The sequence below is a fragment of the Actinokineospora globicatena genome, from assembly GCF_024171945.1.
Lineage (GTDB): Bacteria > Actinomycetota > Actinomycetes > Mycobacteriales > Pseudonocardiaceae > Actinokineospora > Actinokineospora globicatena.
In genome coordinates this window covers 622,307-635,801 of the sequence record NZ_JAMTCR010000003.1, presented here as the reverse complement: position 1 = coordinate 635,801, position 13,495 = coordinate 622,307, and the positions used below count along the sequence as shown (strand labels likewise).

Here is a 13,495-nt window from a genome sequence, read left to right as displayed (position 1 = left end):
GGGTGCCTCCTCTGCCGGTCAGGCGGATAGCGCGGACGGGGTGAGCTCGGCGTCGTCGACGAGCCTGCCGAGCTTGCGGTACTCCTGGCGCACCGCCGCGACGAGATCGGCCATCGCCACCGGGCGGTCCTCGGCGGCCGCGGCGTATGCGGCGCTGATCGCGCAGGCCCGGATCGAGCCGCCCGCCAGTTCGAAACTCTGTGCGCACCTCGCGATGTCCAGGTCGTCGGATCTGGGCATCGCGGTGCCGAGGCAGCGGTCCCACAGTGCGGCGCGTTGCATGGCGTCGGGGAGCGCGAACTCGGCGATCACGTCGAGCCGCCTGGTGAACGCGTCGTCCACATTGGACCGAAGGTTGGTGGTGAGCACGGCGACGCCGCCGAAGGACTCCAGGCGGGACAGCAGGTAGGCCGACTCCAGGTTGGCGTACCGGTCGCGGGCGTCGGAGATCTTCGACCGCTTGCCGAACACCGCGTCGGCCTCGTCGAACAGCAGCACGCCCTGGACCCGTTCGGCCTCGGTGAAGATCCGCTCCAGGTTCTTCTCGGTCTCCCCGAGGTACTTGTCGACCACGGTAGCCAGGTTGACCACGTACAGGTCCATCCCGATGGCCGCGGCGACGACCTCGGCCGACATCGTCTTGCCGGTCCCGGACTCGCCCGCGAACAGGGCCACGACGCCGTGCCCTCGGCCGCCGCCGGGGCGCATCCGCCACTCGCCGAGGACGCGGTCGCGCAGCCGTGCCCGCTGGGCCAGTTCGGTGAGCTGCGCCAGGGTGGTGTCCGGGAGCACCAGGTCGTCCCAGGTGACCGACGGGATGATCCGGCGGGCCAGTCTGCGCAGGCCGGAGCCGTTGGTCGCGCGCACTCCGGCTCGGACATGCTCGACGTTGAGCGGCAGACCGTCCAGCGCCGCGTGCCTGGCGGCGACCGACACGATCCGTTCGACCTGCGCGGCGCCGACCCGGTAGACCCCGACAGCGGCCATGATATCCGGATTGGCGGGTGCTCCGGTCGCCTTCGTGATCGCGTTCGACCAGGTGTCGGGGTGGTTGCCGGGGGAGTGGGGGACGGGGATGGATAGGACGGTGCGGGGGGACCAGCTCGCGTCCCAGGTCAGGGCGCTGTGGAGGATCAGGGGGACTTCGTGGGCTGTGGCGAGGAGGTGCTCAAGGCCGTCGGGCGCTTCGTGGAGTGGTCCGACGACGATTCCTGCGTTGCGGAGTCGGGCCTCGCGCACTAGCGGGACGACGTCGGTCAGCGTGGCGGGGTCGACCGCTATCGCGGTGCCCAGGGCTTCGATGGCGAGCTGGTGGGCCTCTCCTGTGGTGTCGTGCAGGTGTACCGGTCCTGCCGCTGTCGCCGCACGGACTCGTTTGGCGAATGGGCCGGGGTCAGCTGGGCAGATTTCGGGCGCCCAAGTGGAGTCTTCGGCTCCGAGGAGGTGCGCGACGACCCGGTCCGGCACCCTCAGGGTGCGTGACAGCGCGGGCGCACTCGCTTCGCCGATCTCCACCAGCCCGCCGGCAACCAACGGCGCCGTCGGTGCCAACCGGAACCGGCCCAGCCCAGCGTGCGGCAACCCGCAGAGCCGCAACGTCAACCCCACCGTGGGCCTACGCCGGGTGATGTCGTCATTGAGATACCCGTAGAGCCGCTCAAACCTCGCATCAATATCCGGCGCGACCGCCACCAGCAGCAGGTCCAGGTCGACATCGGAGAGCCCGAACCCAGCCGCCATGGCCGCCATCCGCCCACGCCCCACCTGCGCCCTGGGCTCCAGCTCAACCGGCACATCCAGCACCCGGAGCGCATCCGCCTGCGTCACGTAGAGCGCCCGCCGCGGATCAGCAAACCCCGGATCATCGGCGGCCCGCTCCTCGATCGCCTTGCGAACCCGAGCCTCCAACTCCGCCAACCCGTCGAACAGATCGTCGGGGGTCATCGGATGGGGTTGCTGCGTTTGCGGCGGGTGGGGCGGGGGCGGGTGGGGGCGAAGCCGTCGCCTTCGGCGGTGGTGGGGGTTTCGTAGCGGAGGTGGTGGCCTGGGTCGGGGGCTAGGTCGCCGCGGAGGACTAGGCCTTCGGTTACCGGGGGGCCTGCGGGGGTGTGGGCGCCGATGAGGGGGGCGATGATGAGGACGTCGATGGCGGGTTTGAGTTCGCCGCCGAGGGCGGACCAGATGTCGGTGGCGGCGCTGCCCTGGGACACCGGGCCCGCGGCCTCCATGGTCACCGACAGACCGAGTTCGGCAAGCGTCCCGGTGAGCCACCGGTCCTCGACCCGTTCCCGCCGCACCAAGCAGCTCAAGGCCCGCGACAGCAGCCGGTGTTCGTCCTGGGGCCGGTTCGTCCACGCCGTCACCAGGTACGACAGTCGGAACCAGCGCGGCGGGTCACGCCACCCGGTGACCTTGCCGTCCGCGTCGAGCTCCTCCGTCGTGCCGGTGCTGCGCCGGGCCCGGTCCTCGCGGATGTCGTAGAGGAACACGTTGACCGTCGGCACCGTGCGCCGCGCGGTCCAGTCCGTCGTCGGTGCCTCGAACGCCAGCTCCCCGCCGCTGCCGGGCACGCCGCCCTCGGTGAGCAGCCCGCGCAAGGCCTCGTCCACCTCGTGGATCATCGCCGCCCCCACATCATCGTCGCCCCACCATGTCCGGCGGGCTGATCGACCCAGGCACCACCAGGAACGGCGTGGTCGCGGGCCGGAACCCGGCACCGGTCGCCGTGATCGTGCGCGGCCCCGTCTGGTCCTTGGCGAGGATCAGCAGCTGCGAGATGAACCGACCATCGGCACCCGGCAGCGTGGGCGCCGCCGCCGCGGTGATGCCAGATGTCCAAGTCAGCGCCACTGGCACGCCAGGCGGGAAGTCGACCCCGCGCACCGAGGTGACGAAACGAGGCTCCCCGATGTCAGGCAACGCCACGATCTTCGGCAACAGCACCCGCATCGGAGCGACAGCGGTGTTGTCGGCCAAGTCGTTGTCTGTGCCAGTGGTACGCAGCAGCCCGCGCACCTCAGTCGTCACCGGCGCCTTCGGAGCCAGCACCACCTGCACCACCGCCGCCATACCGGGCCACAAGTCAGGCAACGCACACCCGGTCGCGGTGCAGCCGGACGGGAGCGACGACACCGGGATCCCCGCAGGCAACACGATGTCCAAGCGCAGCCCGGTCGCGAGACTCGGCCCACCATTGCGCGCGGTGTAGGTCACCGTCGCCCGGCCGTCCACATAGGAAGGATTCGGGTTGACGGTCACACTCAACGCAGGCCCAGCAGGCGGTGGCGGCGGGGGTGGCGCCGGTGGCTCAGGAGACCCCACCTCGACCACGGTCGACGACGCGTTGTCGCCCGGTGTCGAGTCCAAGATCGGCCCGGTCACCGACCACTGCACCGTCCACCGACCCACCACGACCGGCGTGAACACAGCCGTGACCCGGACCGTCGTGTCCGCAGGCAACGCCCCGAACTCGCACCGGCGCTCAACCACGTCGCACCGCTCCCGGGGTACGCGCAGGTCGTCGAGCCGCAGCCCCTCCGGCACCGAACCCGTGACGGTCGCCGAAGGTGTGTCCGCCGGGCCGTGGTTCACCACATCGACCGGCACCTCCACCGGTTCACCCACGGTGCCGGTGATCCGTGGCGGCGCCAGCACAGCCAGGTCGACCGGCAGCTGCCAAGTCGGCTCCTTCTGCCGCCCCGGTAGGTCCCAGTCGAGCCGAGCCAGCTCACCGGTGTCCAGGTCGAGCACCGCCAGCGCCTCAGGCGAGCGCGCGTCACCCTCACGCCGAGTGGTCAGCACCAGCCGATCGCCCTCAGCCGAGAACGCGACGTCACGCGGCTGGAACGGACCGGTCGCGCTGTTCACCGGCGTGGCGCAGGACGGAGAGCCAGCCGGGAGGACCACGCGGCAGTCGGCATCGGCCAGCGACACCAGCAGCACGCCGTCGTTCTCCCGGTTGAACGCGAGCACGCGGCTGTCCGGGCTGAACGCCGGGCTGTCGTCGGTGACCGCGCAGTCGAACCCGCACACCGCCGCGCTCAGGTCGCGTTGCCCACCCAGGGTGTCCGCGCGGGCAGTCCAGATGTGGTTGTCGCGGACCTCGCCGGTCGGTCCGTCGGTCACCAGACCCCGGGTGAACGACAGCGTCCGGCCGTCCGGGGACCACGCGGGCTGCGTGTCCTCCTGGTCGGCGACCTCCGGCGGCGGCCGCAGCTGCCCGCGCACAGCTCCGGAATCCGCGTCGATGACCACGACCCGGCTGGGCCCACCGTTGGGCCGCACGTCACCGGGGGAGCGTCGGGCGAACACGATCGACTCGCCGTCGGGTGACCACGCGGGGTCGAACTCCCAGTCGGTGGGCTGCCGGTCGGCCACCGGCACCCGGCGGGGGTTCGCGCCGTCGGCGTCCACCAGCCACAGCCGCTGCACCCGCCTGCCCGCCTCGTCCTCGAACCGGCTCAGCACGATCCGCCGCCCGTCGGGGGAGTAGGACTGCCGCTGCGTCCACGGGTCATACGGCGGGCGCGGGTGGAACAGCAGGTTCGGGTCGTTGACGGCCTCCGGGTCTTCCCGCAGCACCGGCACGCCCAGGTCACGGGGATCAGTCCCGTCCGGCTGGATGTCCTGCAGCGTCGCGGTGTTCGCCGAGGGCGCGCTCGTCCTGGCCACCAGCAGCCGCTGGGCGCCGCCGATCACCTGCCACGTCGGCGAGGACACCGCACGGTCCTCGGCCAGCAGGAGATCCGGCAGCTGCGGAGCGGGCAGCGTGCTCGTGTCGACGCAGTACACCTTCAGCACCGCCGGATCCGCCGTGCAGGTGCAGTCCTGGTCCTTGGTCAGGAACAACAGGTTGACGCCGTCCGGTTTCCACTCCGGGGACTGGACGCTCCACCCGGCCTGACCACCGCTCAACAACGGTGTCCCAGTCGTGGCCCCGCCGCTGAGGATGTTGACCCGCGTCCCCGCCGCGCCGAGGTCGACTGTGTAGGCGAGACGCCCGTCGCGCGGGTTCCACGAGGGCTGACTGGCCTGCCCGTTCGGCTCATTGACCAGCACGCGGGTCGGACCGCCAGCGAGCGGAAGCGCCAGGATCCGGCCTGACCGGGCGAACGCGATGTCGTCCCCGTCCGGCGAGAACGTCGGCGAGGTCTCGTCCTGTGGTGTCCGGGTGAGCCTGCGTTCGCCGGTGCCATCCACCCCGACCGCCCACAGATCGCGCTGCCCGCCCTCGACCGAGTCGAACACCACGGTGCGCAGGTCGGGCGACAACACCGGCCGGGCAGCGTCCCGCTCGGTCGTCAGCCTGCGCACCGTTCCGTCCGGTTCGGCCAGGTAGACCTGCGGCCGGGGACTATCGCGCCTGCTGGTGAACACGACCAGTTCCCCGCGCGCCGACACGTCGTCGTCGTAGTGCGCCGCGCCCGCGCCGAACAGCGGACGGGTCGGGTCCAGCCGGTCGGGCACCGGGTTGTCGACGGCGCCGACGCTGCGGTGACCGGTGCCCGCGAAGGCGATCCTGGTCGGCACCGGGTCGCGCTGGGCCTGCGCCACCGTGGGCGCGGCGGCGGTCACCGCCGCACCCATCGACGCCAGCACGGTGAGCACGACGAGCGTTCTGGACACAGCGGTCCTCTCGCGGTGTTGGGCCACGCGGTGATCGTCACCCGGCGCGGCGGAGAAGCCGAGGTCTCCCGGGGCAGGATCACGGCGCACCCGGTGCCCGCGGGGACCGACCCAGGTGCCCAGTCAGATCAGCCCGTGGCGCATGACGTAACCGACCGCGTGGGCGCGGTTGCGCAGGTTCAGCCGGGTCGAGACCTCGTGCAGGACGTTCTTCACCGTCCGCTCCGAGTACGACATCTTCAGCGCGATCTCGGCCGTGTCCAGCCCGTCGGCGACCAGCCGCAGGATGTCGGACTCCCGGGAGGTCAAAGTGGACAGTGTGGGCGCGTTCGGGTCGAGCACCCCGCGCTGCAGCCTGCCCACGTGCGCGAGCAGCGTCTCCAGCAGGTCCCCTGGCAGCACCGCCTCACCGCTGGCGATCGCCGTGATCGCCCCGACAAGCCGGTCCTGCGTGGCCTCGGCGCGCCGGAGCACCGCGGCCACACCGCAGTCGATGGTGGTGCGCAACGAGTTCTGGTCGAACCGGCCGACCACCAGACCGGTCCTGGTCGCGCCACCGCGGCGCAGGCCGCGCAGCAGCCGGGCCGTCTCGTCGTCCACGGCGTCGACGACCACCAACGACACGGCGGCCTTGGCCTCGTCCTCGGGACCGAGCAGCTCGACCTCGGGCCGCGACCGCAGCAGGTGGGTGGTGCCGCCGCGCAAGAATGGGTCGTCGGCGTACACCGCTACCGGGATTCTGTTCACGCTCTCCTCCTGACGCCAGGTGCCTGCCCCGATCCTGCGCCGCCACAACGGGAACGGGCAGCCGCGGCGGCCGCGCTGTGCACTTGCGGTGCCCGGCGTGTGCCCTTTTCCCCCTGACGCCCGGCGAAGCGGCCTGGTTAGCGTCACGGGGGTGAGCACATCGACCGACTTCGAGCGGCGCACGGTGCGGGTCGTCCCCGGCGAGGAGACCACCACGGCGCTGACGGTGCGCAACGACAGCGACATCGTCGAGGCCTACGGGTTCCAGGTGGTGGGTGAGTGCGCGCCGTGGACCGAGGTCGAACCGGCCCGGTTGTCGCTCTACCCGGGCACCTCGGAGACGGTCCTGGTCCGGATGCGACCACCGCGCTCGCCCTCGGTCCGCGCGGGCGAGACGCCGCTGGGCGTGCGGGTGCTGCCCGTTGAACGGCCCGAATCGGCAGCGGTGTCAGAGACGGTGGTGGACATCGCCCCGTTCGCAGAGCAGCGCCTGGAACTGGTGCCGGAGCGGCGTAGGGCGTGGCGTTCAGCGCGGTACCGGGTGGTCGCCCACAACGACGGCAACACCCCGGTCGCGTTGGCGCTGGCCACCGCCGAGGTCGACGACCGGATCCGCTACACCACCGCCGACGCGCCGACCGTCGTCGAGCCCGGGGAGCAGACCGAGATCCCGGTGCGGGTACGGGTCGGCAAGATCCAGTGGTTCGGCAAACCGGTCACCTGGCCGGTCCGGTTGAGCGGTGCCGCCGAGGAACCCGAACCGCGCGAGCACGAACTCGGGGGCGAGTTCATCCAGCTCCCGGTGTTCCCCCGGTGGCTGCTGGCCCTGCTCGGCCTGCTGCTCGCGCTGATCCTGGCCTGGCTGCTGCTGGTGCGGCCCGCGGTGCGCAGCGCGGCGCGGGAGGCCGCCGACGACCGGGCGCAGGAGATCGCCAAAGCCGGGCAGACCGAGGCCCAGACACCGGTTCCCCCGCCCCCGCCGCCGACCACTACCGCGCCGAAACCGGGCAGCGGTGACGAGGTCGGCGAACCCGGCGGTGACGGCCAAGGCGCGGCGGGCGGCGGTACGCAGAGTTCCAGCACTATCGAGGTCCGCACCAACACCGGCGACCTGGGCACCGGCACGTACGTGGTGCCAGAGGGCAAGGTGTTCCGGATCACCGACATCCTGGTCGGCAACCACCAGGGCGACGAGGGCGTGCTGACCATCGTCTTCGGTGAGCGCACCGTCACCACCATCGCCCTGGAGACCTTCCGCAACCAGGACTACCACTGGGTGACCCCGATCGACATCCCCGCGGGCGCCGCTGTCACGGTCAACGTGACCTGCGCCAAGCCCGGCACCCCGGCGACCGGTCGGCAAGCCCGCAACTGCTTCGAGCTGCTCAACGTCAGCGGCGAGCTCGCCGACCTCCAGTAGCAGCCTCAGCCCAGGTGGCCGCCCGGCACGGCGTTGCGGGCGGCCACCTGCGCCAGGAATCGGCCGCTGTCCTTGATGGTCCGCCGCTGGCTGGCGAAGTCCACGTGCACCACCCCGAACCGGGGGCCGTAGCCGGAGGCCCACTCGAAGTTGTCCAGCAGCGACCACGCCAGGTAGCCCCGGACATCGGCACCCGCCTCGATCGCGGCGTGCACGGCCCGCAGGTGCTCGGCGAAGTAGCGGACCCGGTCCGTGTCCCGCACGCGGCCGTCCGGGTCGACGACATCGGGGAACGCCGCGCCGTTCTCGGCGACCACCAGCGGGATCCCGCACCGTTTGCTGAGGTGCACCAACAGGTCGGTCAGCGAGTCAGGGTGCTGCTCCCAGCCGGTCACCGTCAACGGCGCGCGCGGCGGAAGGACGGACATGCCGCGAAGACCGGGGAGTGGGCAATTGCTTGGCTCGGTCGGGTCCGCCAGCGACGTGACCCTGGTCGGCGCGTAGTAGTTGACGCCGAGCCAGTCCACCGGCTCGGCGATGACAGCTAGGTCGCCGTCATGGACCGCCGGTTCGAGCCCGTCGAGGTGTGCCAGGTCGTCGAGCAGGTCGGTCGGGTACCCGTGGCCTAACACCGGATCGAGGAAGAACCGGTTGTGCACGGCGTCGAACCGGCGCACCGCGTCGTGGTCGTCGGGTCCGTCGGGCAGGGCGGGGGAGAAGTTCAACGCGATCGACACGCTGGTCGCGCCGTTCGCACGCAGGGCTCGGGCCGCGTGGCCGTGGGCGAGCAGGTGGTGGTGGGCGGCGCGCAAGGCACCGCGCGGGTCACGCAGACCTGGTGCGTGCACGCCATTGCCGTAGCCGAGGAACGCGGAGCAGAACGGTTCGTTGAGCGTCGTCCAGTGCTGGACCCGGTCACCCAGTCTGTTGTGGACTGTTGTGGCGTACTCGGCGAACCAGGACGCGATGTCCCGCTCCAGCCACCCGCCACGGTCCTGCAGCGCTTGCGGTAGATCCCAGTGGTAGAGGGTGAGCACGGGGGTGATGCTGTACTCCAACAGAGAATCGACGAGCCGGTCGTAGAAGGCCAACCCCGCGGCGTTCGGGGTTCGTCCGTCGGGCATGACCCTCGGCCAAGCCGTGGAGAAGCGGTACGCGCCGAGCCCGAGTTCACCGAGCAGCGCGACGTCCTCGCTGTACCGGTGGTAGTGGTCGCACGCCGTCGCCCCGCTCGCGCCACCTTCAACCGCACCGGGCACGGCGGCAAAAGCGTCCCAGATGGACGGTCTACGCCCGTCGTCGGCCACCGCCCCCTCGATCTGGTACGCCGCTGTCGCGGCACCCCACAGGAACCCCGGCGGGAAGACCTGATCCCCGACCACAGCACATCACCTCCCGGTCTGGGCCGCGCCGCCCGCGAGGACGGCGACGACCTTCCTGGCGAACAGGACGAACAGCAGCAGCACCGGCACGATGCTGACCAGCACACCGGTCAGCACCAGCGGGTAGTCCGTGTAGTAGCCGCCCGCCAACCCCGACAGGACGACCTGCGTGGTGGGGGTGTCGTTCGGGTCGAGCGCGACCAGCGGCCAACTGAAGTCGTTCCACGAGGTCGCGAAGGACAACATCGCCAGCACGGCGGCCGGTCCGCGCAAGGCAGGTAGCGCCACGTGCCAGTAGACCCGGGCCAGCGAACAGCCGTCGACCCGCGACGCGTCCACCAGTTCGGTCGACACCGCCTCCAGACAGGCCTGGCGCATCCAGAACACGCCGAACGCGCTGACCAGTCCCGGCACGATCACCGCCGCGAGGGTGTCGTACCAGCCCATCGCGTCCACCACGAGGAACAGCGGCACGATCCCCAGCTGGGTCGGCACCATCGCCGACGCGATCACCACGGCGAACAGCGCTTCCCTGCCGCGGAACCGCAGCCGGGCGAACGCGAACCCCGCCACCGTGCACGCCAGCGCGTTGGCGACGGCGACCGTGCCCGCGATGACCGCCGAGTTCACCATGGCCTGCCCGAGGTCCACCCGCTCGATCACCTCGCCGACGTGGTCGAGCAACCGCCCACCGGGCAGCAGCGGCGGGATCGCCGCGGCCAGGTCCGCGTTGTCGTGCGAGGCCACGACCAGCGTCGAGTACAGCGGGAACAGGGAGAACACCACGAGCGCGGCCAACGCGAGCACCTGCCCGAAACGGCCGGTCATCGCCGCACCACGCGCCGCACGAGACCGACCGCCGCCGCGGTGAGCGCGGCGCACAGCAGGAACAGCACCCACGTCATGGCCGCCGCGTACCCCGCGTCGAACCGGCCGAACCCGACCTCGTACAGGTACATCGCGACGGTCTGGAACTGGCGGTCGCTGCCACCCGCGCCCGCCAGCCCCGAGCCGTCGAACAGTTGGGGTTCGGTGAACATCTGCACGCCACCGATCGCCGAAGCCACGACGGTGAACAGCAGCGTCGGGCGGATCCCCGGCAGCGTGACCGTGCGGAACCGCTGCCAGCGGCCCGCTCCGTCCAGTTCGGCCGCCTCGTGCAGCTCGCGCGGCACGGCCCGCATCGCGGCCAGGTACAGCAGCGCGGTGTAGCCGGTCCACCGCCACATCACCATGGTCGCGACCCCCAGGTGCGCCGCCCAGGTGTCGGCCTGCCAGGCGACCGGGCCGACCCCCACCCGGCCGAGCAGGAAGTTGACCATGCCGTAGTCGCGGCCGAGGAGCTGGCCGAACACCAGCGCGACGGCCACCACCGGCACCACGTTGGGTACCAGCACCAACACCTGCCACCCGGCGCCGCGGCGCGCCAGCAGCGCCGCGATCCCCAGCGCCAGCCCCAGTTGCGGGATGGTCGCCAGCAGGAAGATGCTCAGCGTGTTGCCCACCGCGTTGTAGAACAACGGGTCCAGCAGCAGGTCCCGGAAATTGGCGAGCCCGGCGAACCCCTCGGGACCGGCGACCAGGTGCCACCGGTGCACCGACACCCACGCCGTGCGCAGCAGCGGGAACACCCCGAACATGCCGAACACCAGGAAGAACGGTGCGACGAGCAGGTACGGGGTGACCGCTCGCCTCACCGCAACACCGTGTGCGCCTCGTCGACCGCCTGCCGCCACGCCTGGTCGACCGTCTGCTTGCCGTCCTCCACCCGGCCCAACGCCCGCCCGAAGATCGGCCGGACGTCCGCGTCGCGCACCCCGCGGTGGTTGGGCCGCACCGCGTCCGACGACGCCGCGTAGATCCGGCCGATCGGCGCGTCGCGGAAGTACGGGTCGGTTCGCGCCAACACCGACGGATCGCGGTACACCCCGGGCTGGCTGGGCAGGATGTTGTCGGTCTCGAACAGCCGTTTCTGCTGCGCGGGCGCGGTCAGCCACTTGGCGGCCTGGTAGGCGGCTTCGACGTGCTCGCCCTGCGCGGGCACCACCAGGTACGACCCGCCCCAGTTGCCCGCGCCGCCCGGCACGGTCGTCACGTCCCAGGTGCCCGCCCCGCCGGGTCCACCGGCCTGCTTGATCTGCGCCAGCATCCAGGCCGGGCAGGTCATCGTGGCGAACGCGCCCTGGTTGATCCCGATGTTCCAGGGCTGCGTGAAGGTGGTGAGCGTGGCGGTCTGGTGCTTGGCGCCGATCGCCCCGGCCAGGGTGAACGCCCGCGACACGGCCGGGTTGCTGTCGCCGATGAACGCGTCGTCGGCGGTGCGGAAGTAGTTCTCCTCGGCCTGGTTGAGCATCGCGGTGTAGACCGTGCCCGCCGAGTCGGTGAACCTGGCGTCGGGCACCCGTTGGCTGAACCGGTCGGCGACCTCCGCGTACGCCTGCCAGGTCGGCCACAGCGCGGCGAGGGCGTCGCGGTCGATCGGCAGCCCCGCGCGCGCCATGAGGTCCGTGCGGTAGCACATCGCCAGGCCGCCCATGTCCGTGCCGAGCCCGAGGACGGTGTCGCCGACCACGCCCTGCTCCCACTTCCACGGCGTCCACTGGTCGCGCAGGTCCCGAGCACCGAAGCGGGACAGGTCGACCAGCTTGTCGCGCGAGCGGCGCAGCGCGGGCAGGTACTGCTCCTCCACTGCGACCACGTCGGCGGCGCCCCGACCGGCGGCGAGCGCGGTGATCAGCCCCTTGTGGTGGGAGTCGAAGTCGGTGACCCGGCCGACCAGGTCGACCCCCGGGTTCAGCCGCTCGTACTCGGCGAACAGCGGCTCGTAGCCGAACTCGCCGAAGGTGGCCACGGTGATCCGCACCCGCTCGTGCGCGGTCGCCGAACACCCGCCCAGCACCACCAGCAGGACCGCCAGCAGCGACCACGGCACCCGTCCCCGTCGCATCCGTTCCTCCTCACCGACCGCGCGATGACCTCGCGCTGTCGGCACCCACGGTGCGCGGGGCGGACCGACCGGCGCAGCGCCGCGACGGCTCCGTTGCCCGTTCCCACCGGTCGGGACTGCCCGATCGGGCAGCGCCGCGAGCGCTCAGATCACCCCGGCGCGCAGGGCGAAGGCCACCGCGTGCGACCGGTTGCGCAGGTTCAGCCGCCGGGTGAGGCCGTGGATGACGTTCTTGATCATCCGCTCCGAGTAGCTGAGCCGGATCCCGATCTCGGCGGTGTCGTGCCCGTCGGCCATCAGCCGCAGCACGTCGATCTCCCGGGTGGTGAGCCCGGACGCGGTCAGCCCGCGCGGGGCCAGCAGCTCCCGCTGCACCCGGTCGAGGTGCTTGAGCAGGCCCCCGACCAGGTCCGGCCCCAGCACCCCGCCGCCGTCGGCCGCGGCGAGCACCGCGTGCGCCAGCCTGCTCCCGGTCGCCGACGCCCGCGGCAGCACCGCGACCACCCGGCACTCGACCGCCGCCAGCAGGTCCGCCTCGGTGACCCCGTCGGCGACGAGCACCACGGGGGTGTCGAACTCGGCGGCCGCCGCGCGCAGCTCGGCCACCAGCTCCGGTGTCAGCCGGTCCGCGCCGACGACGAGCACCTCGGTCTCGGCCGTGTGGTGGCCCGTGCTCACCTGCACCCTCGGCTGCGCCGCCAACTGACTGGTCAACCCCGCCAAGGTCAGCGGGTCCGCCGACCTGGCCACGACGTGGACTCGCGCCATCGCGTTTCCCCTCCCCGACAACTCCTGTGCCACCAGCCTGTCGGGCCTGACTCAACGAATCCTTCACGTCCCGCCGACCCGCGGCTACGGCTCCGGCAGCCCGGCCGCGCGGCGGAACGCCTCGATGTACTTCGGCAGCTCGACCAGCGCCTGCTCCCACCGGCCCGCGGTGATCTGCTCGGCGAACACCGAGTCGACCACCGCCTGGTCGACCTCGGGCGCCAGGTCGTCACCGGCGGTGTCGCGCAACCGCCGCGACACCTCGGCCAGCCGCACCCGGTCGCGCACGGCGTCGAGCGTCTGCTGCAGCTGGGTGATCACCCGCAGCCCCACCTCGGGTTCCACCACCAGCCAGCCCGCGTCGGCGAGCTTGAGGAACAGCTCACCGGCGAACCCCTCGGCGCCGGTGTCGCCGCCGTCGAGCCCGCTCTCGTCCCCGGACCAGATGTCCATCTCACCTCCGCTGACCGGCCCAGCGCACCACGGCCCGGGGCGTCGGCGGAAGCATGTGCCCCCGCCTCTGCCCGGTCACACCGGCTGGTGTGCCCGCCGAGACCAGGTTGCGAGCGCGCGGGACACCGCCCTACCGTCGTGGTGACAGGGTCG

The 13,495-nt window shown here is 71.8% G+C and carries 11 protein-coding genes; 1 reads left to right on the top strand and 10 read right to left on the bottom strand.

Features of this window, described 5'->3' with window-relative positions:
* Positions 1 to 18: 18 nt before the first annotated feature.
* The 4 genes from LV79_RS16245 to LV79_RS16230 all read right to left on the bottom strand — a co-directional run bounded on the left by LV79_RS16245 (position 19) and on the right by LV79_RS16230 (position 6,372).
* Positions 19 to 1,944 carry an ATP-binding protein gene (locus LV79_RS16245; protein WP_253837458.1) on the bottom strand — a complete coding sequence of 642 codons (1,926 nt, stop codon included), beginning with the start codon at positions 1,942 to 1,944 and terminating at the stop codon, positions 19 to 21.
* A complete protein-coding gene (locus LV79_RS16240) occupies positions 1,941 to 2,621 on the bottom strand; it encodes a Pvc16 family protein (protein ID WP_253837456.1) in 681 nt (226 codons plus the stop codon). Before LV79_RS16240 ends, LV79_RS16245 begins: the two co-directional genes overlap by 4 nt.
* A 13-nt stretch (positions 2,622 to 2,634) precedes the next feature.
* Complete coding sequence (locus LV79_RS16235) at positions 2,635 to 5,625, bottom strand: hypothetical protein (RefSeq protein WP_253837454.1); 2,991 nt, start codon at positions 5,623 to 5,625, stop codon at positions 2,635 to 2,637.
* A 123-nt stretch (positions 5,626 to 5,748) separates the two neighbouring features.
* Positions 5,749 to 6,372, bottom strand: a complete 624-nt coding sequence (locus LV79_RS16230; RefSeq protein ID WP_253837452.1) for a helix-turn-helix transcriptional regulator — start codon at positions 6,370 to 6,372, stop codon at positions 5,749 to 5,751.
* A 151-nt stretch (positions 6,373 to 6,523) separates the two neighbouring features.
* On the opposite strand from LV79_RS16230, the gene LV79_RS16225 reads away from it, so the two are divergent.
* Positions 6,524 to 7,792 carry a COG1470 family protein gene (locus tag LV79_RS16225; RefSeq protein WP_253837450.1) on the top strand — a complete coding sequence of 423 codons (1,269 nt, stop codon included), beginning with the start codon at positions 6,524 to 6,526 and terminating at the stop codon, positions 7,790 to 7,792.
* A gap of 5 nt (positions 7,793 to 7,797) precedes the next feature.
* On the opposite strand, the gene LV79_RS16220 is transcribed toward LV79_RS16225, so the two are convergent.
* The 6 genes from LV79_RS16220 to LV79_RS16195 all read right to left on the bottom strand — a co-directional run bounded on the left by LV79_RS16220 (position 7,798) and on the right by LV79_RS16195 (position 13,342).
* Positions 7,798 to 9,174: a GH1 family beta-glucosidase gene (locus LV79_RS16220; protein ID WP_253837448.1), complete on the bottom strand. Its 1,377-nt coding sequence runs from the start codon at positions 9,172 to 9,174 to the stop codon at positions 7,798 to 7,800.
* Between the two features lie 6 nt (positions 9,175 to 9,180).
* Positions 9,181 to 10,002, bottom strand: a complete 822-nt coding sequence (locus tag LV79_RS16215) for a carbohydrate ABC transporter permease (protein ID WP_253837440.1) — start codon at positions 10,000 to 10,002, stop codon at positions 9,181 to 9,183.
* On the bottom strand, positions 9,999 to 10,814 hold the full coding sequence (locus tag LV79_RS16210) for a carbohydrate ABC transporter permease (protein ID WP_253838528.1): 816 nt from the start codon (positions 10,812 to 10,814) through the stop codon (positions 9,999 to 10,001). The genes LV79_RS16215 and LV79_RS16210 overlap by 4 nt, the downstream gene beginning before the upstream one ends.
* Before the next feature lie 53 nt (positions 10,815 to 10,867).
* Complete coding sequence (locus LV79_RS16205) at positions 10,868 to 12,121, bottom strand: extracellular solute-binding protein (RefSeq protein WP_253837438.1); 1,254 nt, start codon at positions 12,119 to 12,121, stop codon at positions 10,868 to 10,870.
* Between the two features lie 144 nt (positions 12,122 to 12,265).
* The gene (locus tag LV79_RS16200; RefSeq protein WP_253837436.1) at positions 12,266 to 12,889 is read right to left on the bottom strand and encodes a helix-turn-helix transcriptional regulator; all 624 of its coding nucleotides are present in this window, start codon (positions 12,887 to 12,889) and stop codon (positions 12,266 to 12,268) included.
* Between the two features lie 84 nt (positions 12,890 to 12,973).
* Positions 12,974 to 13,342: a hypothetical protein gene (locus tag LV79_RS16195; protein WP_253837434.1), complete on the bottom strand. Its 369-nt coding sequence runs from the start codon at positions 13,340 to 13,342 to the stop codon at positions 12,974 to 12,976.
* Positions 13,343 to 13,495: the final 153 nt, after the last annotated feature.